The following is a 25,459-nucleotide window of genomic DNA, read 5'->3' on the forward strand; positions in this document are numbered from 1 at the left end:
GCGAGCCCGGGGTGGGTATTTCACACCTCGATGCGGGAGCCCAGGATCACCGTGCGGTCGAGGGGCAGCCGGAAGTAGGCCGCGGCATCTGACGTGATGTAGGACGTGCCGATGAAAAGCCTTGTCCGCCATGGGGCCATCGATGGTTCCTTGCCCATCACCAGATCGACTTTGGACAGGAAGTAGGTCGCACCGGCCAGATCCAGTGGACCTTCGGTGCGAGCCGAGTCGAGCAGCGCCAGCGCGGCGGGCACGTCGGGCCGGTCCATGTATCCGTAGGTGGCCGTGACGTGGATGATGCCGTCGTCGCGGTAGCCCAGATCGTCGACCGCCAAGCGGGCGCCGTCGGCGACCCTCGGCACCGTCGCGGTCTCGAGCGACAGCACCACGACGTGCTCGTGCAGCATGCGGTTGTACTTCACGTTGGCGCGCATGGCCAGCGGTGCGGTCTCGATGCCGCGGTTGAGGAACACCGCGGTGCCCGGCACCCGCGTCAACGGCGGATCGCTGGTGACGATCGATTCCACGAACTGCCGCAGCGGGCCTTCGACCGCGTCACGGGCCCGCGTCACCACCGCGCGGCCGTCCTGCCACGTCGTCATCACCGTGAACGCGATCAACCCGATCAGCAATGGCAGCCAGGCGCCGTGGACCAGCTTGGTGAGGTTGGCGGCGAGGAACAACAGGTCCACGGTGAGCAGCGGGACCCCGATCGTGATCACGGACCACAGGGGCCAGTTCCACCTGGCACGGGCGATGTTGAGGAACAGCAGCGTGGTGATGGTCATGGTCCCGGTGACCGCCATGCCGTACGCGTAGCCCAGCGCCGCGGAGCTGCGGAAGGCGAAGACCAGGGTCAGCACCGCGATCAGGAGCATGCTGTTGATCCACGGCACGTAGATCTGGCCCATCGTGGACGCCGACGTGTGCAGGATCCGCAGCCGCGGCAGATAACCGAGGTGTGCGGCCTGGGCGGCGACGGAGAACGCCCCGGTGATGACGGCTTGCGACGCGATCACGGTTGCCGCGGTGGCGAGCAGGACCATCGGCAGCCGGCCCCATTCGGGCGTCAGCAGGAAGAACGGGGCATCGTGGACGTTCGGGTTCTGCAGCAGCAGCGCGCCTTGCCCGAAGTAGCTCAACATGCAGGCCGGGAACACCAGCAGCAGCCAGGCGACGGTGATCGGTTTGCGGCCGAAATGCCCCATGTCGGCGTACAGGGCCTCGGCGCCCGTCACCGACAGCACCACGGCGGCCAGCGCGAAGAACGCGATGTGGAAATGCCCGGCCATGAAGCCCAGCGCGTACAGCGGATTCAGGGCGCGCAGGATCTCGGGCTCCCTGATGATGCCGCCGACGCCGCAGGCGCCGATCACCGTGAACCACACGATCATCACCGGACCGAAGAACTTGCCGACGACCGCGGTGCCGCGGTGCTGCACGCTGAACAACGCGATGATGATCACCGCGGTGATGGGCACCACCCAGTCCGCAAGGCCCGGGTCGATGGTTTTCGAGCCTTCGACGGCCGACAGCACCGAGATGGCCGGGGTGATCATCGAGTCGCCGAAAAACAGTGCGGCACCGAGGATTCCGAGCGCGGCGAGGAAGGCCGCGGTGCGCCTGCCGAGCTTGTTCGACGACTGCTTCACCAGGGTGATCAGCGCCATGACGCCGCCCTCGCCGTCGTTGTCGGCGCGCATCACCAAGCTGACGTAGGTGATGGTGACGATCAGCATCACCGACCAGAACACCAGGGAGACGACGCCATAGATGTTGTCGTGGCTGATCGGCACCGGATGCGGGTCATCGGGGTTGAACAGCGTCTGCATCGTGTAGATCGGGCTGGTGCCGATGTCGCCGAACACGACGCCCAGTGCGCTGATGGCCAGGCCCGCTCCCAGCCCCTTCCGACCGGTGTCGGGGTGTGTGCCCACGCGCGGCGTCTCCTTCGTCCGGATCGTTGACCAACCGTCCGGATCGTAGGCGACGTAGCCGTGCAGTGTTGTCAGGTTCGGACTGCGCCCGACGGCGGGTTGCGCCGGTTGACGCGTCGGCACACCAGCAGCACCGTCGCCGGCAGCGCCATCATCGACAGCAGTTGCAGCAGCTCAGACATCGGCGATCCCGAAAATTCGCATGAGGCCGAGTCAACCGGCGCCGTCGGTGCAATTCCACGATCTATACGCAATCCATACGGCGCCGGCCGCGGTCTTGCCGGGATTCAGACGAGTTACGCGGCGCGTGGAATCGCGGCGACCTCGTCGAAGCGGTCCAGTACGGTCTCGGCGACGAGCCGGTGTGCGCCCAGCGGCTGGGCCATGGCGAGGTGTTGTGCCGCAGCGAATTCGGCGACGCGATCGGTGATCGTGCCGTGGGCCAGGAACCAGGGCGCGATGACCAGACGCGTCGCACCCTGATCCCGCAACAGCTCGGCGGCTCGGGCCAGGTTGGCGTGCGGGCCGGTGGCGAACGCCGTCGTGGCGTGCCAGTGGGTGCCCGCGGCGAGCCCGGGGGCCACGGTGGCGGTGCGTGCGTTGGCGGCCGCCGACGACGACCCGACAGCCGTCACCAGGACGCCGACGCTCGAGTCCAGCCGGGACACCCCGCAGTGCGTCAGCCGCTGGCTCAGCACGTGGATCAGCCGATCGTCCTCGCCGAGCACGGCCGCTTGCCGGACCGCCGGACCGGCGTCGGCGATCATCGCGGGGATGTCGACGCGCGCGTGATAGGCGTCGGCCAGCAGCAGTGGCACCACGACGCCGTCGGCTGGGGAGTCGGCCAGCACGTCCCGCAGATTCGGCGAATTCTGTTCGCAGAACGCCACTTTGACGTCGACGTCGCGCCGTAGGGCGGCCACGGTGCGGGCCACCTCACGGGCGTTCGCCGCAGACCGCGGATCGGCACTGCCGTGCGCGGTGAGGATCAGTTGCACGGGTTCCTTCCCGTCGCTGCGCTCGCCCAGGGCGAACTCAGGACGCGTGCAGACCGCACTCGGTCTTGGCCAGACCGGCCCAGCGACCACTGCGGGGATCGGCGCCCTCGGCCGGCTTCTGGGTGCACGGTGCGCAGCCGATGGACGGATAGCCCTCGTCCACAAGCGGATTCACCAGAATGCCGTTGGCTTCGATGTACGCCTGCATGTCGTCATCGCTCCACGCGGCGATGGGGTTGATCTTCACCAGACCGAACGCCTCGTCGAAACTGATCAGCGGCGCGTTGGCGCGCGTCGGCGCCTCGACACGGCGGATGCCCGTCACCCACGCCGAGTAGCCCTTGAGTGCCTTGGACAGCGGCTGCACCTTGCGCAGGTTGCAGCACTGCGCCGCATCACGCGCGAACAGGTCCTTGCCGAGAAGCTGGTCCTGCTCGGCGACGGTGTGCTCGGGCGTCACGTTCACCACGTGCACGCCGTAGACGGCCTCGACGGCGTCCCGGGTGCCGATGGTCTCGGCGAAGTGGTAGCCGGTGTCCAGGAACAGGACATCGACGCCGGGACGGACCTTCGCGGCCATCTCGACGAGCACAGCGTCCTGCATGTTGGACGCCACGACATACCGGCCGGCGAAGTTCTCGTCGACCCAGCGCAGCAGTTCCTCGGCGCCGGCGTCGGCCAGTTCGGCAGCGCCGCGCTCGGCGAGTTCCCGTAGGTCAGTTTCCGATACGTCTGTCATGTCAGCGGTCACCTCAAGTCAGCTTCGTCGGCCCGAACGGCCCACTGGGCAAAACGCTCTCCGGCCTCGCGTTGTTTCACGAAGTTGCGCACGACACGGTCGATGTAGTCACCGAGCTCGGTGGCCAGCACCTTGTGCTGACGCAGCTTGCGCCCGAAACCGCTGTCCAGGCCCAGGCTGCCGCCCAGGTGCACCTGGAAGCCCTCCTCGGGACCGTTGCCGTCGTCGATCATCTGGCCCTTGAAGCCGATGTCGGCGATCTGGATACGGGCGCACGAGTTCGGGCAGCCGTTGAGATTGATCGTGACCGGCACGTCGAGCTGCGAGTTCAGGTCGGCGAGCCGCTGCTCGAGCTCGGGCACCAGCGACTGCGCCCGGACCCGGGTCTCGGCGAACGACAGCTTGCAGTACTCGATACCGGTGCAGGCCATCAGGTTCTTGCGCCAGTGCGACGGCCGGGTCTGCAGGCCAAGCGCGTCCAGGCCGGCGATCAGTTCCTCGACCTTGTCGTCGGGCACGTCGAGGATGATCAGCTTCTGGTACGGGGTGAGGCGGATCCGGTCGGAGCCGGCGGCCTCGGCCAGGTCGGCGACCTTGGTCAGGATGGTGCCCGACGAGCGGCCGGCGATGGCCGCGACACCGACGGCGTTCAGGCCGTTCTTCAGCTTCTGCACGCCGACGTGGTCGATGGTGTGCGGCACCTGCTCGGGCGCCGGGCCGTCGATGAGCTTGCGGCCGAGGTATTCGGTCTCGAGAACTTCGCGGAACTTCTCCACGCCCCAGTCCTTGATCAGGAACTTAAGGCGGGCCTTGGAGCGCAGACGGCGGTAGCCGTAGTCGCGGAAGACCTTGGTGATGCCCTCCCAGACTTCGGGCACCTCCGCCAGCGGCACCCACGCGCCGAGGCGCTGGGCCAGCATCGGGTTGGTGGACAGGCCGCCGCCGACCCAGACGTCCAGGCCGGGGCCGTGCTCGGGGTGGTTGACGCCGATGAAGGCGATGTCGTTGATCTCGTGCGCGACGTCCTGCAGACCCGAGATGGCGGTCTTGTACTTGCGCGGCAGGTTCGAGAACTCCGGGTTGCCGACGTAGCGGCGCACGATCTCGTCGACGGCCCAGCTCGGGTCGAGCACCTCGGTGAGGGACTCACCGGACAGTGGGCCACCGAGCACGACGCGCGGGCAGTCGCCGCACGCCTCGGTCGTCTGCAGACCGACCGATTCGAGGCGACGCCAGATCTCCGGCACGTCCTCGACGCGGATCCAGTGGTACTGGATGTTCTCGCGGTCGGTGATGTCGGCGCTGTCGCGGGCGAACTCGACCGAGATTTCGCCGATGGTCCGCAGCGCGGCGCTGGTCAGGGCGCCGCCGTCGCAGCGCACCCGCATCATGAAGTAGGGCGCCTCGAGAAGGTCGGCGTTGTCGTCGCCGGTGTAGGTGCCGTCGTAGCCCTGCTCGCGCTGCGTGTACAGACCCATCCAGCGGTAGCGTCCGCGCAGATCGTCCTTGCTGATCGACTCGAAGCCCTGCTTGGAGTGGACGTCGATGATGCGCTGCCGCACGTTGAGGGCGTCGTCCTCCTGCTTGAACACCTCGTTGGGGTTCAGCGGTTCACGGTTGCCCAGCGCCCACTGGCCTTCGTCGCGGGTCTTGGCGGGTTTTGCTGTTGTCACTGGGTGGTTTCCTTCGCGCAAGAGCTGGCGTTGGATCACGCGTACACCGGGGGGCTGTCCGGCACTGCCGATCCTGTGCCGGCTGAAAGATTCTGGTGGTCAGAACTAGGGCATCAAGGCAGCATCAAGGCAGACAGCAACAGCTGCATACGCGCTTGAAGTCGACATGCCGCCGCATTACCAATGCGGAACCGAGGGCGCGGTTGAGGCTGGCGGACACCCGGCCATTCTGCCACGAACAGGACATTCGGCCTAACCGGGCCAGGTTCGGAATCATCGCGAGCAAAACCTCGCTCGCCGCGGTGGGACACTGGTTGCCATGACCGACGCCCATACCAGCGCTACCGGGCCGTTCGGCATCTATATCCACGTCCCGTTCTGCGCAACCCGCTGCGGCTACTGCGACTTCAACACCTACACCGCCAGTGAGCTGGGCGGAGCCAGCCCCGAGGGCTGGCTGACGGCGCTGCGCACCGAGCTGGCGATGGCCGCCGCCCAGGTCGACCTGCCGGTCGACACGGTGTTCGTCGGCGGCGGCACCCCGTCGCTGCTGGGTGGCTCCGGCCTGCGGGCCGTGCTCGACGCGGTGCGGGACAATTTCCACCTCGGCCCCGGCGCCGAGGTGACGACCGAGTCCAACCCGGAGTCGACGTCGCCCGAGTTCTTCGCCGAGTTGCTGGACGCCGGCTACACGCGGGTTTCCCTCGGCATGCAGTCGACGGCGCCGCACGTGCTGGCGGCACTCGACCGCACCCACTCGGCCGGCCGCGCCCCGGCGGCGGCGCGGGAGGCGCTGGCGGCCGGGTTCGCGCACGTCAACCTCGACCTCATCTACGGGACGCCGGGGGAGTCCGACGACGATCTGCGCCGGTCCGCGGATGCGGCCATCGAGGCCGGTGTCGACCACGTCTCGGCGTACGCGCTGATCGTCGAGGACGGCACCGCGCTGGCCCGCAAGGTGCGGCGCGGCGAGATCCCGGCACCCGACGACGACGTGCTCGCGACCCGCTACGAGCTGCTGGATACGCACCTGAGCCAGGCCGGGCTGGACTGGTACGAGGTGTCGAACTGGAGCCGTCCGGGCGGCGAGTGCCGGCACAACCTCGGCTACTGGGACGGCGGCCAGTGGTGGGGCGCCGGGCCGGGTGCGCACGGTTTCGTCGGCGCCCGGCGCTGGTGGAATGTCAAGCACCCCAACGCTTATGCCGAGGCCCTCGCCGCGGGCAGACTGCCGGTCGCGGACTTCGAGGAGCTGGACGACGCCACCCGGCACGTCGAGGACGTCATGTTGCGGTTGCGGCTGCGCAGCGGTCTGCCGGTCGCCGTGCTCACCGCGGCCGAGCGGGACCGGGCCGAGGGCGCGGTGGCCGACGGCCTCGTGGCGGTCACCGACGACCGTCTGGTGCTGACGGAGTCCGGCCGGCTGCTGGCCGACGCCGTGGTGCGCACGGTCCTGGACTGAACCCAGCGGGCGGGTTCTCGCATCCCACAGCCAGTCGCTATGGTTAGGCAAACCTTAGTCTACGGGTGGAGTGGGTATTCCGATGACCGACGCAGAACCGTCGCCGCGTGCGCAGCTCAAACAGGCGAAGCTCGCGGCCGCGCAGGACCGCGCGGCGCTCAAGGAGCTGCTGGCCCCGGTGCGTGGGCGCACCGCGCTCGCGCAGTTGCTGCAGCTGATCGCGGCGGCCGCGACGGTGGTGCCGTTCATCGGCATCGTCGAGCTGGGCCGGTATCTGCTGGCGGGTGGCCCGATCGAGGCGGCCCGGGTGTGGACGATCGTCGCGGTCTTCATCGGCGGCGGCCTCGGCCTGCGCACCCTGGCCGGCGGCCTGGCGCTGACGCTCACCCACCACGCCGACGTCCAGTTGCAGGGCGAGCTGCGCCGCCGGTTGGTGACCGCGCTGGGACGGCTGCCGCTGGGCTGGTTCGATGCGACGTCCTCCGGCGAGGTGCGCAAGGCCGTCCAGCACGACGTCGGCGAGCTGCACCACCTGGTGGCCCACGCCGCGGTCGAGAAGACCGGCGCGCTCGCCACACCGGCATTCGGCCTGGCGTACTGCTGGTACCTGGACTGGCGGCTGGGGCTGCTGGCCATCGGCACCATTCCGATCTACCTCGTCGTCTACAGCGTCCTGATGCGCGGCGCGATGGCCCGCATGGCCCAGATGAACGAGGGCATCGCCCAGATCAGCGCGACCATCGTCGAGTTCATCGCCGGGGTCTCGGTCGTCAAGACCTTCGGGGAAACCGGCAAGGCGCACAAGCGATTTGCCGACGCTGCTGACGAGTTCAACGACGGCTTCGCCGGATTCGTGGGGCCCATGGTGCGGCTGCGCGCGGTGTCGTCGGTGTTCGTCGAGGCACCGGTGGTGCTGCTGGTGAACCTCGCCGGCGGGCTGTGGTTCATCCGCAGCGGCTGGGTGACGCCCATCGAGGTGCTGGGGTCGACGCTCGTCGCCGTCACCATCCCCACCGCCGTGCTGGCCGTCGGGTACTCCGCCGCCGCGAGCCGCCAGGCCGTCGCCGCGGCCGGCCGGCTGACGGCGCTGCTGACCGCCCCCGAGTTGCCGATCGACCAGAACCCGCAAGTGCCGCAAGATAATTCGGTCAGCTTCTCGGGCGTCGAATTCTCGTACGACGGCACCAACACGGTGCTGCACGACATCTCGCTCGATCTGCCCGCCGGCAGCATCACCGCGTTGGTCGGCCCGTCGGGCAGCGGCAAGTCGACGCTCGCGACGCTCGTCCCGCGCTTTCACGACGTCACCGGTGGCGAGGTGCGCATCGGCGGCGTGGACGTCCGTCAGATCGACCCCGCGGTGCTGTACCGGCACGTCGGTTTCGTCCTGCAGGACGTGCAGCTGCTGGGCATGAGCGTGGCCGACAACATCCGGCTGGGCCGCGCCGGTGCCGACGACGAGGAGGTGCGGCAGGCGGCGCGCGCCGCGCACATCCACGACCGGATCCTGGCACTGCCCAAGGGGTATGACTCGGTGGTCGGCGAGGACGCGCACTTCTCCGGTGGCGAGGCGCAGCGCATCAGCATCGCCCGCGCGCTGCTCGCCGACACCCCGATCCTCGTGCTCGACGAGGCCACGGCCTTCGCCGACCCCGACTCCGAGGCGCAGATCCAGGCCGCGCTGTCGACCCTGATCGAGGGCCGCACCGTGCTGGTGATCGCCCACCGGCTGGGGTCGATCGTCGGCGCCGACAACATCGTCGTCCTGCGGGAGGGGCGCATCGCCGAACAGGGGCGGTACGACGAATTGCTCGCTGCGGAAGGGGTTTTCGCGCGCATGTGGCAGACCTACACGGCCACCGGTGACTTGGAGGCGGCGCGATGACGATGATCAACGGGTTCCTGCGGATCCTCGGCCCCGAGCGCGGGCGGATGTACAGCTTCCTGGCCTGGGCCGTCGGTTACGGCCTGCTGCACGGTCTTTCGATGACGCTGCTGGTGCCGATCTCGCTGGCGTTGTTCGACGGTGACTTCGGTGCGGCGGGTCGCTGGCTCGTCGTCCTGGCGGTGGTGGTGCTGCTCAGCGCCGTCGCGCACTACGTGCAGGCCGCGCAGTCGATGCGGATGGCCCTGACCACGATGCGGCTGCTGCACCACCGGCTCGGCGACCACATGGTGACCCTGCCGCTGGGCTGGTTCACCCGCGAGCGGGTCGGCCAGGTATCCCAGATCGCGGTCAAGGGTACGACTTTCGTCGGCACGAGCAGCGCGCACCTGGTGACGCCGCTGGTGGTCAACACCACCAGCGCACTGACCGTCGTGGTCGGGCTGTTCGTCTTCGACTGGCGGATCGGCGTCGCGGCCCTGGCGGGTGGCGTGGTCCTGATCCTGGCCACCCGGGCGTCCGCGGCGTTGATCGCGTCGGCCGAGGCGCGCACGCATGCCGCCGAGATCGAGGTGAACTCCCGTGTCATCGAATTCGCGCGCTGCCAGCCGGTGCTGCGCGCGTTCGGGCGGACCGGGGCCGAATTCGATCCGCTGACCGGGGCGCTGGCCGAGCAAGAGCGGGTCGGCAAACGGGCGCTGTGGGCCTCGGTGGCGGGCATGATGCTGAGCGGCGTCGGCGTGCAGGCGGTGCTCGGCGGACTCATCACAGTGGGCGTCTGGCTGGCCGTCGGCGGTGCGATCAACCCGGTGACGCTGGTGGCCATCCTCGGGCTGGCGGCGCGCTTCACCTCGCCGCTGTCGGAACTGGCCGAATACGGCTCCGCGATGCGGATGGCCGGTGCCGAACTGGATCGGATCACGTCGGTGCTCGACACCCCGGCGCTCCCGGAACCGGCTGCACCGCAATCGGTCTCGATGCCCGGACAGGTCGAACTGGACGGCGTCGCCTTCAGTTATCCGGGGCGCCGCGTGCTCGAGGACGTCAGCTTCGTCGCGGCGCCGGGCACCATGACGGCGCTGGTCGGCCCGTCGGGCTCGGGCAAGACCACCATCACGCGGCTGCTGGCGCGCTTCTACGACGTCGACGCCGGCGTGGTCCGCGTCGGTGGCGTCGATGTCCGGGACCAGACCACCGCGGAGCTGATGGCCCAGCTGTCCCTGGTGTTCCAGGACGTGTACCTGTTCGACGACACGCTCTGGGAGAACGTGCGGATCGGGGCCCCGGCCGCGTCCGACGACGACATCCGGGAAGCGGCCCGCACCGCCGGCCTGCAGTCCGTCGTGGACCGGCTGCCGGCCGGTTGGCAGACGCGGGTCGGCGAGGGAGGTTCGGCGCTGTCCGGCGGTGAACGCCAGCGCGTCTCGATCGCGCGGGCATTGCTGAAAAACGCGCCGGTGGTGCTGTTCGACGAGGCCACCAGCGCGCTGGACCCCGAGAACGAACGCCACGTCGCCGCGTCCATCCGCGAACTGGCGGACCGCAGCACCGTCATCGTGATCGCGCACAAGCTGTCGACGGTCACGGCCGCCGACAACATCGTCGTGCTGTCCGATCGCGGCACGGTGGACGACATTGGCACGCATGACCAGCTGATGGCGCGCGGTGGCCGCTACGCCGACTTCTGGGCGCAGCGGACGTCGGCCAGTGGGTGGACCGTCGCGACGCGGGAGGCGAAAGCCGGCGCTGGGTCCTGAATCACAGGGGCGGGCAGTGTTTTTTGGGTGAGGTTAGGCTAAATTAACTTTCGTGACTGCTGAAGCTATAGACGCGGCGTCGGTGACGCGCATTGCTTTGCCCGCCGACGTCGTCCCGGCCGATCTGATCGCGCAACTGGCAGCCGAACTTCCGGAGCGCTCCGGCGCCGACTATGTCGGCTACGAGCACTCGGGCGAGTGGGTGCTGGCCATCGGAGTGCGCACCGCCATCGAATTCGACAGCGACGAATTGCGGATCGTCGACGCCGGCGGCGCAGTCGCCCGCCAGGCGTGGAGCGGCCGGCCCGGTGAGGTGCTGGGCGACGCCGTCGACCGGCTGCTCCTGGAGACGGACCGGCTTTTCGGTTGGGTCGCTTTCGAATTCGGCACCTACCGCTTCGGGCTGGCACAGCGACTGCCTGCGGGGACCCCGCTGGCGCGGGTCTTCAGCGCGCAGACGCAGGTGGTCGTCGCCGACGGCGAGGTGTGCGTGTCGGGCGACGGGGACGTGGTGGTCGAGACGCTGAATCGGCTGCTGCAGTCGGGTATTCCGGCGGCCGGGGCCACCCGCGCCGTCGACGTGAGCGTCGACGGCAGTGACTACCCGTCGCGGGTTGCCGCCGCCGTCGCCGAGATTGTGGCGGGCGACTACCAGAAGGTCATCCTGTCGCGCCGGTTCGAGGTGCCGTTCGCGGTCGACTTCCCGGCGACGTACCGGGTGGGCCGGGCGAACAACACCCCGGTGCGGTCATTCCTGTTGCGGCTGGGCGGAATTCGCGCGCTGGGCTTCAGTCCGGAGCTCGTCGCCGCGGTGCGGGCCGACGGCACCGTGGTCACCGAGCCGCTGGCCGGCACCCGCGCCTTCGGCCGCGGCGTGGATCACGACCGCGCTGCCCGCGCCGACCTGGAATCGAACTCGAAAGAGATTGTCGAGCATGCGATTTCGGTCCGCAGCTCGCAGGAGGAGATCGCCGAGGTGGCCAAGCCCGGCACCACGGTCGTCAGCGACTTCATGACGGTGCGGGAGCGCGGCAGCGTGCAGCACCTGGGCTCGACGGTGTCCGGCGAGCTGTCGGAACATATGAACCGGATGCATGCGCTGGAGGCGCTGTTCCCGGCGGTGACGGCCTCGGGCATTCCCAAGGCCGAGAGCGTCGACGCCATCATGCGGCTCGACGAGTCGCCGCGTGGTCTGTACTCCGGCGCGGTCGTGATGTTCAGCGCCGACGGCGGTATGGACGCCGCGTTGACGCTGCGCTCGGCCTACGAGGCCGACGGCCGGACCTGGCTGCGCGCCGGCGCCGGGATCATCGCCGAGTCGACGCCGGAACGCGAGTTCGAGGAGACCTGCGAGAAGCTGACGACGCTGGCCCCGTATCTGGTGCCCCGCGCCTGAGCTAGAAGTCCAGGCCGGCCGGGGCGTCGGCGGGCGGTTCGCCGCCGGCGTCGGTGAACGCGTGGAGCGCGCGGACCAACCCCATGCGCTCACGGGCCGGCATGACCTCGACGATCCGGGCGATCTCGGCACGGCGGCGGGCGGTCACGGTGTCCACGACGGCGCGTCCCCGGCGGGTCAGCTCCACGACGATCTCGCGGCGGGAACCGGGGTTCGGGTGCCGGTCGATCAGACCGGCCGTGACCAGGCGCTCGGTCATCCGGCCGATCGTCGAGGGCTGTACGTCGAGCTGACCGGCAAGTGTCGTCAGGTTGCTCGTGCCGTGTGCCGCCAGGATCGCCAGGACCCGCAGCTGGGGGATTGTCAGCATGTCGTCGACGACCGCAACGGAGCGGGCCGTGATGTCCAGGAGCAGGCGCGATGCGGTCACGAGAGCGTCGGCGATGGTGTCGACCGACGGCTCGGCGGCGGTTCTCGGTTGGGCGGACACCGCGGTTCCTCCTCGTGGGGTAGAGATAATTTACCAGCTCGCTAATTTTGAAGCCGTTATCAAACGGTGACCTGCGGGGTATGGTGCACCGGTGGACAAGGCCGGATTAGCTACCGCGACGCGCGCCAGGCGCCGCTGGTCGGTGGCTCTGGCGGCGCTCGTCATGCCGGCTGCGGCGTTCGTCACCGCCGGCACCGCGACCCAGGCCGTCACCACCGCCGCTGACGTGGATGTCTGCTGCGCGCAGGTGGTCCTGGCCGAGCGGGCCGCTTCCCATCCGGGTTCGCTGATCGTCGCCGAGGCCGCCGAGAGTTCGCGCGCCATGGTGCGCACCATGGCTTTGCCGGTGGGCGTCGCCGCCGAACGCGGCCTGCAGGTCGACACCATCCTCGCCGAACGCGCGGTCAGCGCGACGTTCCCGGAGATTCACACCATGACCGGGGTCCGGCCGGACGCGCTGCGCTGGCATCCCGAAGGCCTGGCGCTCGACGTGATGGTGCCCGACTACGGGTCGTCGGCAGGCAAGGCGCTCGGGGACCGCATCCTGCGGTACGTGCTGGCCAACGCGCAGAAGTTCGATCTGAACCATGTGATCTGGCGGCAGGCCATCTACTTCCCGGACGGCACCGCCCACCGGATGCCGGACTACGGCGGGCCCGACGCCAATCACTACACACACGTGCACATCTCGACCAACGGCGGCGGCTACCCCACGGGCAACGAGTCCTACGTCTTGTCCGCTTCCGGGCCGACGTTGGTCAAGGGTTCATCGACGCCGACCGTGACGTTCGTCAGCGCGCACTGAGTTCGACCCGCACTGAGTCGGGCCCCGGTGAGCGCACCGATGAAGAGCGCCAACAACATCCAGCCCGCGCTCGTGCCCAGCCCGTTCTTGGCCATCAGCAGCAGCGCCACCCCGGCCACGCAGACCAGCACACCGGCCGCGGTCGACGCGCGACCCGTCGCCCGCACGCGCGCGTCCCAACAGCGCAGCGGGTTGTGCTCGAGCGGGGACAGCAGCAGGAACATGACCGTCATCACCACGGCGAAGACCAGCGCGCGGATCGCGATGTTGCGCCAGAAGTACGGGGCCGCCGGGTCGTACGCGTCCAGGCCCACGGCATGCAGGCTGAACGTCGCGATGGCGATGGCCGCGATGTGCCACAGGTACAACGTCATCGCCCCGCTGTTGCCCACCACGATCAGGTACCAGATGCGGGGACGCCCGGCCCACCGGCGGACCGCACCGGCGCAGGCGATGAACAGACTGGACATCCAGACGCATTGCAGGGCAAGCAGCAGCGTCGGCGGGGTGACGTTCGACATCCGTTCGGTGCCGGTGACCACCAGTGACACGTCGTAGGGCCCGTACCTGGCAACCAGCACCTGGACGGCCAGGGTGCCGGCGGCGACGGCCAGCGCCGTCCTCGGTGCGATGAGCCGGTGCGCGTACGCCGCGCCGATGACCATCGGAATCAGCCAGACCACAATCAGATTCGCCGCGCCGGCTTCCAGCATGTGCGTGCTGATCCGGGCCCAGTCGCCGAGCGCCGCAGCCGCCATGAGGGCCGCGACGACCAGTGCGGCCGACCGCGCCGAGCGCAAGCGCGCCAAGGCGGGGACGAACGCCAGCACGATCAGATAGGTGCCGAGGAACCACAGCAGTGCGACGGCCTCGTTGCCCAGGGCCGCCGCGGACTCGGCACCCATGGTGAACCGCACCACGATCAGGGCGACGGTCCAGGCGCCCAGGTACCACAGCGCCGGTCGGCACAGGCGTTGCGCGCGGGTGAAAAGCCAGGTGCCCCAGGGCGTCCCGGCACGCCAGCTGTGAATGCCCGCCGTGGCTCCGGCGAAGAAGAACAACGGCATGACCTGCAACACCCAGGTGGCCGGCTGCAGGCCGGGAACGGCGCCCAGGGTGTTGCCGATGTGGATGCCGTCGGCCTTGATGGTGGCGAGCAGCATCGTGCAGTGACCGAACATCACCACCAGCAGCGCACCCAGGCGCGCCACGTCGATGCTGCGGTCGCGGTCGGGCGCGGTGCCGTCGATCACGGTGTGGAAATCGGGCAACAGTCTCGGCATGAGCTGATGATGCCCGAGCGCCGGGCGGCGCGGATGAGTGTGACTACTCAGACCCGCCGGCGACCACCGCGACGTCGGCGGCACCGTCGTGCTGCCCGACGAACCGGCGAATGCGGGCCACCGCGAACACGATGCACAGCACCACGAGCGTGGGGCCGGTCGCGACGATGACGAACTGCGAGATGTCGACCGGGTAGTTGAAGATCATGTACAGCGCGAAGACGGGATAGAAACCGCACAGGAGCCCGAGCCCGACGCACAGCTGCGTGTGCAGCCGGTGCCAGTCCTGGATGCTCTGCTCGGTCCAGCCGCGTTCGGGCAGCGCCGGCTCGGCGAGCGCGGGGGAGATGACGCCGGCCATCTTCTTCGAATTCGGTTTGCGCAGTAGCCCGCTGATGGCGAAGGACCACACCAGCAGCGACATGGGGACGAGTTCGAGGGCCTGCACGATGCGCGGGTTCCTGGTGGTGAGCGCGATGATCAGCGAGCACGCGGCGCCGACGATCACCACGACGTTCGCGGGCTCGACCTTGCGCTTGCGCACCATGGTCAGCGCGCCCTGCGCGGCGGCGGTGATGATGGCCCCGACCAGCGCGAGGTACGGCTCGAAGTCGAACACGCGCAGCACGTAGTACGCGATCAGCGGTGGAATGGTGTTGATCGCCGTGTTGACGATGTACTCGCGCAGGGTCTTCGGGGTATCGGACATGGAAGCTGGCTCCTAGCGGGGGTCGGTTTATCCCGCGAGCAGACGTAAAACTGTCGATATCTGGCGAAATTCGACAGTTTTGAGTCTGCTCGCGAGGGATTTCATGGTCAGGCGGATGTGGCGGCCGCGATGGCCCGGCTGATGGCCTTCTTGTCGACCTTGCCGACAGCAGTCACCGGCAGCGATGGCTGTGCGATCAGGGTGTCGGGCCGGCTGTGTACCGCAACGCCGCGGTCGTCGAGGTAGCTGTTGAGGTTGCTGAGGCTGACGGCAGGACCGCTGAATACGACCACCGCGCATATCTTTTCGCCCAGATAGGGGTCCGGCAGCGGGACCGCGGCCGCGGCCCGGATCGACGGGTGCGTGAGCAGGTGTTCCTCGAGATCGAGCGCCGAGATCGTCTCCCCGCCCCGGTGGATGACGTCCTTGATGCGTCCGGTGACCTCGAGGTAGCCGTCGGCCCGGCGGCGCACCCGATCCCCGCTGCGGTAGAAGCCATCCGGGCTGAATGACCGCTCGTTGTCGGACGGGGCCCGGTAGTAGCCGTTCAGGGTGTACGGCCCACGCACCAGCAGCTCACCCTCGCCGCCGACCGGCACGTCGGCGCCCTCGTCGTCGACGATGCGCAACTCGTCGTCCGGGCACAGCGGTGCCCCTTGGGTGTGGTCCAGCAGTTCGGGATCATCGCCGGGACGGGTGTAGTTGATCAGCCCCTCGGCCATGCCGAAAACCTGTTGCAGGCCGGGGGTCAGCGCGGCGCGCGCGGCCGCCGCGTCCGGTGCGGACAGTTTGGCGCCGCCGACCTGGAGCAGTCGCAAGGTGGTGGGGCGCTGCGGTTCCCAATCGCAGGCCTGCGTCCACAGGGTGGCCAGGGCGGGCACCAGAGCGCAGACGGTGACGCGGTGCCGGGCGATGGTGGCGAACGCGGACTCCGGGCTGGGATCGGTGGTGAAGACCGTGGTGGCGCCGACGGACATGGCGCCCAGCATCCCCGGGCACGACAGCGGGAAGTTGTGCGCAGCCGGCAGCACCGTCAGATACACGTCGTCACCGGTCATTTCGCACACCGCGGCGCTGGCGGTGGCGTTGTAGTAGTAGTCGTCGTGGGTGCGGGGGATCAGCTTCGGCGCCCCGGTGGTGCCGCCGGAGACCAGCAGCAGGGCGGGTTCCGCGGTGTCGATCGTCGGCGCGGCTGCCGCCGCGTGGCCGAAAAGGGAAGTCCAGCTGGTGAATTCGCCGGCATCGCCGCTGACGACCACGTGCCGCAGGCGCGGGTGCTCGGCAACCAGCTCGCGCGCCATGTCGCGATAGTCGAAGCCGCCGAACCGGTCGGCGATGACGAGCGCGACGGCGCCGCTGACCGTGGCGAAATGACCGAGTTCGGCGCGCCGATGAGCGGGCAGGCACATGACGGGCACCGCACCCGCGCGCAGCAGTCCGAACAGGGCGATGGCGAAGTCGGTGGTGTTGGGCATTTGCAGCAGTACGCGGTCGCCGGTTTCGATGCCGAGAGCGGCGAAGCCGGCGGCGGCTTCGGCGGCCAGCCGATCGAGTTCGGCAAACGTGTGTGACGCGGATGAGTCGACGACGGCGACGCGGTCCGGCCACTGTCGCGCGGCGTCGGACAACAAGCTGTCCAGCGGTTTGCCTGCCCAATAGCCCGCCTCGCGGTAACGCTCTGCGCGATCGTGCGGAAACGGAACGAATCCATTCAGCAAATGCTGGTCGGCCTCGGTGGAGACAGTGGTGCGCGTCACGGCGGATCCCTCGGGGTAGGCATGGAGGTAGCGGCAATATAGGGTAGCCTAATCAAAATTAGGACAGCCTGTCTTTAACGTGTTCGGGAGGGTTTTGTGGGCGTCGTGGCAGTGAATTCGCAGGCCATCCGCGAGGAGGTTGCCGAACTGCTGGGTGCCCGTGCCGACACCCTCGACCCGGGCGCCGACCTGATCAGCCAGGGCCTGGATTCCATCCGCATGATGTCCCTCGCCGGACGCTGGCGGAAGCAGGGCATCGACATCGACTTCGCCGCACTGGCCGCCGAGCCGACCATCGCGGCCTGGTCCGAACTGCTGTCGGCGGCGGGCGGCCTGCAGCGCGCCGAAACTTCGGCACCGCAGGATGATTCGGAACATGACCAGCCGTTCGGCCTGGCCCCGATGCAGCACGCCATGTGGATCGGCCGGGAAGACGACCAGCAATTGGGTGGCGTCGCCGGGCACCTCTATGTCGAATTCGACGGCCACGGCGTCGATGCCGGGCGACTGACCGCCGCCGCAACGGCTTTGGCGGCACGGCACCCCATGCTGCGCGTGCAGTTCCTCGCCGACGGCACGCAGCGCATCAAGGCGCTCGACGGCGACTTCCCGGTGACGGTCACCGACCTGCGGGACCTGCCGGCGGACCAGATTGCCGAGCAGCTGGCCGCGACCCAGCGCCGCAAGGCGCATCAGCAGTTGACCGACCAGGTCTTCGAACTGACCCTGACCCTGCTCCCGGACGGCAAGACCCGCCTGCACGTCGACCTGGACATGCAGGCCGCCGACGCCATGAGCTACCGCACCCTGATGACCGATCTCGCGGCCCTGTACCGCGGTGTCGAGCTGGCTCCGCTGGCCTACACGTACCGCGAATACCGCGTGGCCACAACGCAATCGGCGCAAGAACCCAATCCCCGCGCCGACGCGGATCGGCAGTGGTGGGGCGAGCGGCTCCCGGAACTGCCCGACCCGCCACGCCTGCCGCTGGTTCCGGTTGCCGAGCAGAACGACCCGCGGCACACCACGCGGCGCTGGCACTGGCTGGCCCCCGACGTGCGGGACGCGCTGTATGCCGCGGCCCGCCGGCGCGGCATCACGCCCGCGATGGCCCTGGCCGCGTCCTTCTCCGATGCCCTGGCCTGCTGGTCGGCCGGACAGCGCTTCCTGCTGAACGTGCCGCTGTTCGGGCGCGATCAGCGGCACGCCGACGTCGACCGCCTGGTGGGTGACTTCACGTCGTCGCTGCTGCTGGACGTCGACCTGACCGACGCGGCCACCGCGACGGCGCGCTGCGGCGTGCTGCAGGATGCATTCCGCAGCGCCGCAGCGCATTCCGAGTACTCCGGGCTCGAGGTGCTGCGCGACCTGAGCCGGCACCGCGGCACCCAGGTGCTGGCACCCGTCGTCTTCACCAGCGCCCTCGGCCTCGGCGAACTGTTCGGCTCGGCCGTGCTCGAGACGTTCGGCACGCCCGGGTGGATCAATTCGCAAGGGCCGCAGGTGATGCTGGACGCCCAGGTTACCGAGTTCAACGGCGGCGTGCTGGTCAACTGGGATGTGCGCGAGGACGCGTTCCCCGACGGCGTCATCGACGCCATGTTCGCCCGGCACATCGCCGAGCTCGAACGGCTGGCCGGCGACGACGCCGCATGGGAGGCACCCACCCCGGAGCCCTTGTCGGCGGCGCAGCGCGCGGTCCGTGACGCGGCCAACAGCCGCACCGCGGCGCCCAGCGGCGCGGCGCTGCACACCGGCTTCTTCGCCTCGGCAGCAGCCCGCCCCGACGCCATCGCCATGATCGGCGAGTCTCGGCAGTGGACGTATGCCGAACTGGCCGAGGAGGTTTCGGCCGTCGCGTCCGCGCTGCAGATCGCCGGTATCGTGCCGGGGGACACCGTGGCCGTCCTCGGACCCAAGGGCGCCGAACAGATCATCGCGCTGCTGGCCATCCTCGCCGCCGGCGCGGTCTACCTGCCGATCGGCGTGGACCAGCCCGCCGACCGCACCGAGAAGATCCTGGCCACCGGCGGCGTCCGCATGGCGCTCTACTGCGGTGACCTGGCACCGTCCTGGAAACCGTCGCTCACCGTGACGGAGGCATTGCGGATCGGCCGTCGCGCCGAGGGCCCGTTCGTCCCGGCCGCCACCGATCCGCACGAACTGGCCTACGTGCTGTTCACCTCCGGCTCCACCGGCGAGCCCAAGGGCGTCGAGGTCACCCACGACGCGGCGATGAACACCGCGGAATTCCTGTACGGGCACTTCGACATCGGACCGGCCGACCGCTGCCTCGCGCTGGCCACCCTCGAGTGCGACCTGTCGGTGCTCGACATGTTCGCCACGCTCGCGACGGGCGGCAGCATCGTCGTCGTCGACGAGCCGTACCGGCGCGACCCGGACCGCTGGGCCGCCCTCATCGCCCAGCACGGCGTGACGGTGCTCAACTTCCTGCCGGGCTGGCTGGAGATGCTCGTGGAGGTCGGTGCGGGGCGTCTGGACACCGTCCGGGTGGTGCTCACCGGCGGCGACTGGGTCCGGACCGCCATGGTCCGGCACCTGCAGGCGCAGGCGCCCGGTGTCCGCGTCGCGGGCCTCGGCGGAGCCACCGAAACCGCCATTCACGCAACGATTTTCGAGGCCGGCGAGTTGCCGGACACCTGGTCGGCGGTGCCCTACGGTGTGCCGTTCACCAACAACGCGTGCCGCGTGGTCAACGAGTCGGGCCAGGACTGCCCCGACTGGGTGGCCGGCGAACTGTGGTTCACCGGACGCGGCATCGCCTCGGGCTACCGCGGCCGGGCCGATCTGACCGCCGACCGCTTCGTGCGCTACGCGGGCCGAACCTGGTACCGCTCCGGCGATCTGGCGCGCTACCGGCCGGACGGCATCCTGGAGTTCGTCGGGCGTGCCGACCACCGCGTGAAGATCAGCGGCTACCGCATCGAGCTCGGTGACGTCGAGGCCGCACTGCAGCGGGTTCCGGGCGTGCGTGCCGCGGTGGCCGGCGTGGTCTCCGGCGGGGAGCGTGGACATGACGTGCTGGCGGCCCTGGTCTCGGTCGACGACGCGGAGCTGACCGCCGAGCGCATCTCCGCGGCCGTTGCCGAACTCGTACCGCCGCACATGATCCCGCGGCAGCTGCAGGTGGTTGCGGCGATTCCGTTCACCGTCGGTGGCAAGACCGACCGCCGGGCTGCGGCCGGTCAGCTCGCGGCACTGGTTCAGGCGGCCGACGGCGCCGGACGGGCGCAACCGGAGACCATGCTGGAGCGCGCCCTGGTGGCGATCGTCTCCGAGCTGGTCGCGGTCGATGCGGGTGTCGAGGACGACTTCTTCGAGCTCGGTGGTGATTCGGTTCTGGCGACCGCCACCGTGGCGCGGATCCGCAAGTGGCTGGACACCCCGACCGTGGGCGTGCCGGACATCTTCGCCGCCCGGACGGTGCGGGCGCTGGCGCAGCGGCTGACCGGCCGCGAGAACGGCAGCGACCGACTGGAAATGGTCGCCGAGCTCTACCTGGAGATTGCCGAGATGAACCACGACGACGTGCTCACCGCGCTGGATCCGGCGGCCGTCTCATGACCGACGTGCATACCGCCTCCGCGACCGAGCCGAAAAGCGCCTTCGCGCCCTGGATCAAGCACTACCCGGGCTCCGGCGACGCCGGGGCGGTCGTGATCTTCCCGCATGCCGGCGGGGCCGCGGTCGCCTACCGGGACCTGGCCACCGCCTTGTCGGGCAAGGGGATCGACGCGTATGTCGTCCAGTACCCGCGCCGCGCCGACCGGCTGGCGCATCCGGCGCACCCGACCGTCGAGCAGCTGGCCGCCGACCTGTACGCCGCGGGCGACTGGTCGGGCCTCGGCCCGCTGCGACTCGTCGGGCACTGCATGGGTGCCGTGGTGGCCTTCGAATTCGCCCGCGTGGCAGAACAGAGTGGGGCCACGGTGCACAGCCTGTGGGCATCGGCCGGCCAGGCGCCGTGCGATGTGGTCGACGCGCCGCCGCTGCCGACCGGACCGCGCGAAATGCTCGCCGAGATGGTCGATCTCGGCGGTACCGACCCCCGGCTGCTCGCCGACGTGGATTTCGTGGAAATGCTGCTGATGGCGGTGGGGGCCGACTACGAAGCCCTCAACCGCTACGTGGGTGGCGGCCGCATCGCCGCCGATATCCATGCTCTCGGCGGACGCGACGACCACCGCATCGACCGGGACATGCTGCGTCGCTGGGAGAACCACACGTCGGGTGCTTTCACGCTGGCCGAGTTCGATGGCGGCCACTTCTACCTCAATGACCAGCTGGACGCGATCGCGGAAGTGATCAGTGCGCGCTGAATCGATGGGCGCCGACTCGGCCGCGGACGATCCGGTGGTCATCGTCGGGATGGCGGTCGAGGCCCCCGGTGACGTGGACGACGCGGAAAGCTATTGGCAGCTGCTGTCTTCCGGCCGCGAGGCGCTCGGCGCGTTCCCGGAGGACCGTGGCTGGGCCGTGCGCGACCTGCTCGCGGGCTCGCGCCGCGACGGGTTCAAGCGCATCCACAACCGGGGCGGATTCCTGACCGGCGCAGCGCATTTCGACCCTTCGTTCTTCGGCATTTCGCCGCGTGAGGCGGTGGCGATGGATCCGCAGCAGCGCGTCGCGCTGCGCGTGACATGGCGGGCGCTGGAGAACGCGGGGATCAACCCCGATGATCTGGCCGGGCACGACGTCGGCTGCTACATCGGCGCCTCGGGCACCGGATACGGCCCCGATCTCGCCGAATACTCCGACCTGAGTGGGCATCTGATCACCGGGACGTCGCTGGGCGTGATCTCCGGACGAATCGGTTACCTGCTGGGCCTCGACGGCCCGGCGCTGACGATCGACACGTCGTGCTCGTCGGCGCTGACCGCGTTCCACACCGCGGTACAGGCACTGCGCTCGGGCGACTGCAGCATGGCGCTCGCCGGCGGGGTGTGCGTGATGGGGTCGCCGGGATACTTCGTCGAATTCGCCAAACAGCACGCCCTCTCCGACGACGGGCACTGCCGGCCGTACAGCGCGCAGGCCAGCGGCACCGTCTGGGCCGAAGGCGCGGGCATGTTCGTACTGGCACGAAAGTCGGTGGCGCAGCGGAGCGGTCACCGCGTGCTCGCGGAGGTCCGGGCCAGTTGCCTCAACCAGGACGGCCGCAGCACCGGCCTGACCGCGCCGAGCGGGCCGGCGCAGGCGCGGCTGTTCACCCGCGCGCTCGATCTCGCCGGTGCCCGGCCCGGCCAGATCGGGATGATCGAAGGCCACGGCACCGGAACCAAACTCGGGGACCGCACCGAATTGAACTCGCTGGCCCAGACCTACGGTGCCACCGCACCCGGCCAGGGCGCGGTCCTCGGTTCGGTGAAATCCAACGTCGGACACAGCCAGGCCGCCGCCGGTGCGCTGGGACTGGCCAAGGTCCTCGTGTCGGCCGAGCACGCCACCATCCCGGCAAGCCTGCACACCGCGCAGGCCAGCGCCGAAATCGACTGGAGCGCACAGGGATTACGGCTCGCGACCGACCACACCCCATGGCCCGCCGTCGGTGGTGAGCGCCTTGCCGCGGTCTCGGCGTTCGGCATGAGCGGCACCAACGCGCACGTCGTCGTCGCGATGCCGGAGGGATTGGTGGCGTGATGAGCCTTTCGCACTTTCCCGACGGCCGCGTCCCCGTCCTGCTCAGCGCGCACACCGAGGAGCTCCTGGCCGCTGAGGCGACCGGCGTCGCCGACTACCTGGACCGGCATGGTGCCGTGGGCCTGGGCGCGGTGGCCGCAATGCTGTTGCGGCTGCGCCGTCGCCGGCGGTTCCGGGCCGTGGTCCGGGCCCATGACGCCGCCGAGTTGGCCGCCGCGCTGCGGGCACTGGCGGCGGGGGAGGAGCATCCCCTGGTGGCCGTCTCCGCGCGGACCACAGCGCCCCGGACGGCCTTCGTGTTCCCGGGTAACGGCGGCCAGTGGCCGTCGATGGGCACCGATGCATACCGGCAGCTGCCGGTGTACCGCGCCGCGGCCGACCGCTGCGCCGCCGCATTCGTCGCCGCGGGCATCGACTCGCCGCTGGCCTTCCTGGTCGACCCGGCCGTCCGCGAGTGGACGCAAATCAACAGTCAGAGCGCGCAGTTCACGCACGCCGTCGGTCTCACGGCGGTGTGGCGGGCACTGGGCATCGAGCCCGACGTCACGCTGGGGCACAGCCTCGGTGAGATCGCCGCGGCGTATGTCGCAGGGGCCATCACGCTGGACGAGGCCGTCGCCGTGGTCATCGCCCGGGCCGGGGCACTCGACAGCCTGAGCGGTGATTTCGGCGCCGCGAGCCTGGGGATGAGCGTCGACGAAGCGCAGCAGGTCGTTTCGGACGCCGCCGGGTGGATGGAACTGTCCGTGGTCAACTCGTCGGCATCGGTCGTGGTGTCCGGCGAGCGCACCGCCGTCGCCGACCTGGTGTCCGGCCTGCAATCGCGCGGCCGCTTCGCGCGCGTCATCGCCATGAGCTTCCCGGCGCACACCAGTGCCCTGGATCCGCTGCGCGCACAACTGCTTTCCGGCGTGCCGAAGGCACAGTTCGGTGCCGGCGCGGTGCCGTTCATCGGATCGGTGACCGGCGCGGCAGTCGACGCGGGCACCGAATTCGGTGAGTACTGGTACCAGAACCTGCGGAACACCGTGCGGTTCGACCGGGCCGCCGCCGCGGCGCGGGACAGCGGCGTCGAGGCCTTCGTCGAGATGTCGGCGCACCCGGCGCTGTTGCACGCGCTCGCCGATACCGATGCGCCGCTGGCAGTCGGTTCGGGACGCCGCGACGAGGCGCTGCCCGACGTGCTGTCCGACAACATCGCCACGGTGGCCGTGTCCGACCCCGATTACGACTGGGCCGGGCACATCGAGCCGAATCAACCTCTGCTGCGCGGATTTCCGCATGCCCCCATGGCGGCGACGCACCTCTGGGCGACTCCCGAACCGCTGCCGCCGGTGGCCGGCCTGACGGTCGGTGCCGAGCAGTGGCTGCCCCAGCCGGACGAGACCGTGCCGCTGATCATCCGGCGCGCTGCCGTGGTCGAACTGGCGGGACCACGCGGCGAGCTCGCCGACCAACTGCGCGACGGGGTGCGGGCCAACCTCGGCACGGTGCTGGTCGCGCCCGTCGACGCCGATCTGCTCATCGTCGTCGCACCGATGCTCGACCACCCCGACGCCGAAGCGGCGGTCACCGACCTCGCCGAGCTGATCGGCGGCGGGCTGTGTGACTACCCGAATGCCATTGGGCCGCAATGCGCCGACGTGTGGCTGGTGACCGTCGGCGGCGAGCACGTGCGCGACGACGAGCCGGTGGCGCTGCCGGCCCAGGCGGCCCTCGCCGCCATGCACCGCAGCATCGGCTTCGACCATCCGGACCAGTCCTTCCGGCACCTCGACCTGGCATCCTGGGAACTCGACGCACCGGCGGCCACCGCCGTCATCGAGACCATGCTGGGCACCGGAACCGAAGTGGCGCTGCGTGATTCGCAGCAGTACCGCCGCGGTCTGCAAGCCCTGCCGGACGCCGACGCACCGCAGCCCGGGCTCCTCGACAACGTGGTGATCACCGGCGGCAACGGCGCCGTCGGGCTGCATTTCGCGCGGACCCTTGCCGCCGCGGGCGCCCGCCGCATCGTGCTGGTGAGCCGCAGCGGCACCGGCGCGCAGCAACTGGCCGGCCTCGACGGCACCGACGTGGTGTCGGTGCAGTGCGACATCACGTCGCCCGAACAGCTTTCGGCCGCCGCGGCCGCCCACGGCGGTGACGGTGCGACGCTCGTCATTCACGCGGCCGGTGCGGCGGTGTTCGGCACCGAGGTCGGTGCGGACGAATTCATCACCACCGCGGCCGCGAAGGTCGGCGGTCTGGCCCGGCTGGCCGAGTACTGGCCGCTGCGTCCGGACGCCCGAATCCTGGTGTGCTCGTCGGTGTCCGGACTGTGGGGCGGGCTCGGTCATGTCGCATACGCGGCCGTCAACCGCATGCAGGACGTGCTGGCCGGGCAGTTCCGCGCCAAGGGCCTTGACTGTGTCGCCGTGCGGTGGGGACTGTGGCCGGGTGCCGGCATCGTCGGGGCCGACGAAGTGGCGCGCATCGAGCGCGCCGGACTGCGGGAGATGGATCCTGACATCGCGATCGAGGCGGCTCTCGGAACCCAGGCGCCCGCACCGCTGATCTTCAGCGCGGACGCCGAGCGGCTGGCGACGCTGCTCGGCGCTGCGCCGCTGGCCACGGAACCGGCTGCACCGCAGCATGTTCCGGCGACCCTCGGCGCCGGTGCCGACGCAGCGGACGTCGTCCGGCACGAACTTTCGGCAGTGCTCAAACTGGGCGACCCCGCTGCCATCGACCTGACCGCGGCCCTGTTCGACCTGGGCCTGGATTCGCTGCTGGCACTGGACCTGCGCAAGCGACTGCGCCGGGGCACCGGCCGGTCCGTGCCGCTGGCCGGGCTGCTCAGCGGCATCACCGGTATCGAACTGGTGGATTTGCTAACCGACAGAACAGAAAAGGTGGAGAGCTAGC

General features: G+C 69.7%; 17 protein-coding genes. 9 read left to right on the plus strand and 8 right to left on the minus strand.

Annotated elements, in window-relative coordinates; all coding sequences use genetic code 11:
* Nucleotides 1-20: 20 nt before the first annotated feature.
* The 4 genes from VXD91_RS00885 to VXD91_RS00900 all read right to left on the minus strand — a co-directional run bounded on the left by VXD91_RS00885 (nucleotide 21) and on the right by VXD91_RS00900 (nucleotide 5,347).
* Nucleotides 21-1,937 carry a potassium transporter Kup gene (locus tag VXD91_RS00885; protein ID WP_318985327.1) on the minus strand — a complete coding sequence of 639 codons (1,917 nt, stop codon included), beginning with the start codon at nucleotides 1,935-1,937 and terminating at the stop codon, nucleotides 21-23.
* Nucleotides 1,938-2,233: 296 nt separating this feature from the next.
* Nucleotides 2,234-2,965, minus strand: a complete 732-nt coding sequence (locus tag VXD91_RS00890; protein ID WP_318985343.1) for a sirohydrochlorin chelatase — start codon at nucleotides 2,963-2,965, stop codon at nucleotides 2,234-2,236.
* A 7-nt stretch (nucleotides 2,966-2,972) separates the two neighbouring features.
* Entirely contained in the window at nucleotides 2,973-3,674 is a 702-nt protein-coding gene (locus VXD91_RS00895) for a phosphoadenylyl-sulfate reductase (RefSeq protein WP_318985326.1), read from the minus strand.
* Nucleotides 3,675-3,682: 8 nt separating this feature from the next.
* Nucleotides 3,683-5,347 (minus strand): nitrite/sulfite reductase, encoded by a 1,665-nt coding sequence (locus VXD91_RS00900; RefSeq protein WP_212812264.1) that lies wholly within the window; start codon nucleotides 5,345-5,347, stop codon nucleotides 3,683-3,685.
* A gap of 319 nt (nucleotides 5,348-5,666) precedes the next feature.
* Here VXD91_RS00900 and hemW point away from each other — a divergent pair, with 319 nt between their 5' ends.
* From hemW to VXD91_RS00920, 4 genes are all read left to right on the plus strand, one after another.
* A complete protein-coding gene (hemW, locus tag VXD91_RS00905) occupies nucleotides 5,667-6,809 on the plus strand; it encodes a radical SAM family heme chaperone HemW (protein ID WP_346414400.1) in 1,143 nt (380 codons plus the stop codon).
* Nucleotides 6,810-6,891: 82 nt separating this feature from the next.
* Nucleotides 6,892-8,694, plus strand: coding sequence for an ABC transporter ATP-binding protein (locus VXD91_RS00910; protein WP_346414401.1), 1,803 nt, complete (start codon nucleotides 6,892-6,894; stop codon nucleotides 8,692-8,694).
* A 2-nt stretch (nucleotides 8,695-8,696) separates the two neighbouring features.
* Entirely contained in the window at nucleotides 8,697-10,451 is a 1,755-nt protein-coding gene (locus VXD91_RS00915) for an ABC transporter ATP-binding protein (protein WP_346414479.1), read from the plus strand.
* 52 nt (nucleotides 10,452-10,503) lie between these two features.
* Nucleotides 10,504-11,847 (plus strand): salicylate synthase, encoded by a 1,344-nt coding sequence (locus tag VXD91_RS00920; RefSeq protein WP_318985323.1) that lies wholly within the window; start codon nucleotides 10,504-10,506, stop codon nucleotides 11,845-11,847.
* A gap of 1 nt (nucleotide 11,848) precedes the next feature.
* Here VXD91_RS00920 and VXD91_RS00925 read toward each other — a convergent pair whose 3' ends face one another.
* Complete coding sequence (locus VXD91_RS00925) at nucleotides 11,849-12,337, minus strand: MarR family transcriptional regulator (protein ID WP_318985322.1); 489 nt, start codon at nucleotides 12,335-12,337, stop codon at nucleotides 11,849-11,851.
* A gap of 91 nt (nucleotides 12,338-12,428) precedes the next feature.
* On the opposite strand from VXD91_RS00925, the gene VXD91_RS00930 reads away from it, so the two are divergent.
* Complete coding sequence (locus tag VXD91_RS00930) at nucleotides 12,429-13,142, plus strand: hypothetical protein (RefSeq protein WP_244872614.1); 714 nt, start codon at nucleotides 12,429-12,431, stop codon at nucleotides 13,140-13,142.
* Here the strand turns inward: VXD91_RS00930 and VXD91_RS00935 are convergent.
* From VXD91_RS00935 to VXD91_RS00945, 3 genes are all read right to left on the minus strand, one after another.
* The gene (locus VXD91_RS00935; RefSeq protein WP_346414402.1) at nucleotides 13,064-14,425 is read right to left on the minus strand and encodes an acyltransferase; all 1,362 of its coding nucleotides are present in this window, start codon (nucleotides 14,423-14,425) and stop codon (nucleotides 13,064-13,066) included. The two genes, VXD91_RS00930 and VXD91_RS00935, sit on opposite strands and share 79 nt — an antisense overlap.
* 43 nt (nucleotides 14,426-14,468) lie before the next feature.
* Nucleotides 14,469-15,134, minus strand: a complete 666-nt coding sequence (locus VXD91_RS00940) for a VC0807 family protein (RefSeq protein WP_318985320.1) — start codon at nucleotides 15,132-15,134, stop codon at nucleotides 14,469-14,471.
* A gap of 107 nt (nucleotides 15,135-15,241) precedes the next feature.
* Nucleotides 15,242-16,891 (minus strand): AMP-binding protein, encoded by a 1,650-nt coding sequence (locus VXD91_RS00945; RefSeq protein ID WP_318985319.1) that lies wholly within the window; start codon nucleotides 16,889-16,891, stop codon nucleotides 15,242-15,244.
* 105 nt (nucleotides 16,892-16,996) lie between these two features.
* Between VXD91_RS00945 and VXD91_RS00950 the strand changes: the two genes are divergently transcribed.
* The 4 genes from VXD91_RS00950 to mbtD are packed head-to-tail and all read left to right on the plus strand — an operon-like array spanning nucleotide 16,997 to nucleotide 25,458.
* Nucleotides 16,997-20,476 (plus strand): amino acid adenylation domain-containing protein, encoded by a 3,480-nt coding sequence (locus tag VXD91_RS00950; RefSeq protein WP_318985318.1) that lies wholly within the window; start codon nucleotides 16,997-16,999, stop codon nucleotides 20,474-20,476.
* Nucleotides 20,473-21,231: a thioesterase domain-containing protein gene (locus VXD91_RS00955; RefSeq protein ID WP_318985317.1), complete on the plus strand. Its 759-nt coding sequence runs from the start codon at nucleotides 20,473-20,475 to the stop codon at nucleotides 21,229-21,231. The genes VXD91_RS00950 and VXD91_RS00955 overlap by 4 nt, the downstream gene beginning before the upstream one ends.
* 4 nt (nucleotides 21,232-21,235) lie before the next feature.
* Complete coding sequence (locus VXD91_RS00960; protein ID WP_346414480.1) at nucleotides 21,236-22,552, plus strand: polyketide synthase; 1,317 nt, start codon at nucleotides 21,236-21,238, stop codon at nucleotides 22,550-22,552.
* Complete coding sequence (gene mbtD / locus VXD91_RS00965) at nucleotides 22,552-25,458, plus strand: mycobactin polyketide synthase MbtD (RefSeq protein WP_346414403.1); 2,907 nt, start codon at nucleotides 22,552-22,554, stop codon at nucleotides 25,456-25,458. The genes VXD91_RS00960 and mbtD overlap by 1 nt, the downstream gene beginning before the upstream one ends.
* Nucleotide 25,459: the final 1 nt, after the last annotated feature.

The sequence above is a fragment of the Mycobacterium sp. SM3041 genome (assembly GCF_039668335.1).
Taxonomy (GTDB): domain Bacteria; phylum Actinomycetota; class Actinomycetes; order Mycobacteriales; family Mycobacteriaceae; genus Mycobacterium.